This is a genomic window from Acinetobacter sp. YH12096 (assembly GCF_013419215.1).
Lineage (GTDB): Bacteria > Pseudomonadota > Gammaproteobacteria > Pseudomonadales > Moraxellaceae > Acinetobacter > Acinetobacter amyesii.
The window spans coordinates 1-1,373 of record NZ_VPAM01000081.1 but is presented as its reverse complement, the minus strand read 5'-3'; the positions used below and the strand labels follow the sequence as shown (position 1 = coordinate 1,373).

The 1,373-nt window shown below is 43.1% G+C and carries 1 protein-coding gene; it reads right to left on the bottom strand.

What is annotated here, in order from left to right; translation table 11 throughout:
• Window positions 1–21: 21 nt before the first annotated feature.
• Window positions 22–1,251, bottom strand: a complete 1,230-nt coding sequence (locus tag FTU36_RS16540) for a transposase (RefSeq protein ID WP_180005658.1) — start codon at window positions 1,249–1,251, stop codon at window positions 22–24.
• Window positions 1,252–1,373: the final 122 nt, after the last annotated feature.

Sequence of the window (1,373 nt, the reverse complement as noted above, 5' to 3'; positions counted from 1 at the left end):
GCATAGGTATCTACACATTTTTTATAAATTGAATGCGATCTGAGCAATCGCATTCAGCTCATCAGACGAATACTCTGACAACAACTGAAGAGTGTTCAATAGTATTGAAAGCCCTGCCAGTATGGCAGGGGCACTTTCTAATTTTCCCCTTTTCTGTTGCCTACCTGAAATTCGGGTGAGAAATGCCCGAATTCTTATATTCTGCTCATCTGTACCACGCTGTACTCGCCATGTCAGCACACAAGCCATACTACTGATCAGTAGCCTTCTCAGGATTGCTTGAGGTGTCGTTTGTAGCCATGCCTCAACGTCATGTCCTGCCTGCTTAAGCAATTTAAAATAACACTCAATTGTCCAGCGCCAGTAATACCATGTACTCAATTCTGCTGTATCTATATCCATTGCAACATTACTCAGCAAACACCATCTCGCCACAATTTTACCGTCACAATCCTTAACGACAGAAACAACCAGCCTTGCATCGACAGCATCTCCCTGCTCAGGAGCAACCCGCTTCCCTGAGCTATCTTTCTGCTTTGGTTTTGCTGCGCGTGTTATGCGTATATGGGTCTCACCCACATGTAAAGTATGCTGATTGCCTTTGTAAGAAATATTTTTGATTGAATGCGTTTCTATCTTTTCTGCAATCTCGCCAACTTTGTATGTCTGACCGTGATACTCAACTCGATGACCTTCTTTGGCCCGAATCAGCCATTTGAAGCGATTCTTGCTCATCGCTCTTAGATGGGCAATTGAGTCACCTTCACGATCAATGATATGAACTTTTGTTTTCTCAACCGGATACTGTTCGATCGTTTTGATTTGTTCTGCGAGTGAATCCAAATGGGTTTTTCGCTCGCTGTATTGTTCACTGAATGTGGAATAACAGCCTGATGCGTCAGATAGCGTTTGAGCCAATGGTGCAATGGGAAGCCCCGATGCCGCATCAACCAGTAGACTGCTTTGCAGTTCATAGCCTGAATCATATTGATGGGTTCTTTGAAGACGCTGAGTTTTATTGTTATGTTTCACATATTGCAGTTGAGACCAATCATGAATAATCAGCGCATAAGGGTGAGAGGATTGATCAATCTGTTCAAATGCAAGTCGCTGTATTGGCTCATTCAATTGCTTGAAAGAGACTTTTTCATTATTGAGAAATCGCCAAACTGCCTGGGTGGTTGCAAAACTGGACTTCTGGGCAGAGGCCATTTCCTTAATTGCAGGGGCAAGTGAAGCAAGAGGATTCATATTAAGCTTTACGAGGGCGTTGTATCGTCTGACGAGACGTGTATCAAGATGGGAGATATTAAATTGAAGAGCATGCTCTTCAATTTAACCCAAAACTTGGGATTTGTGTAGATACCTATGCC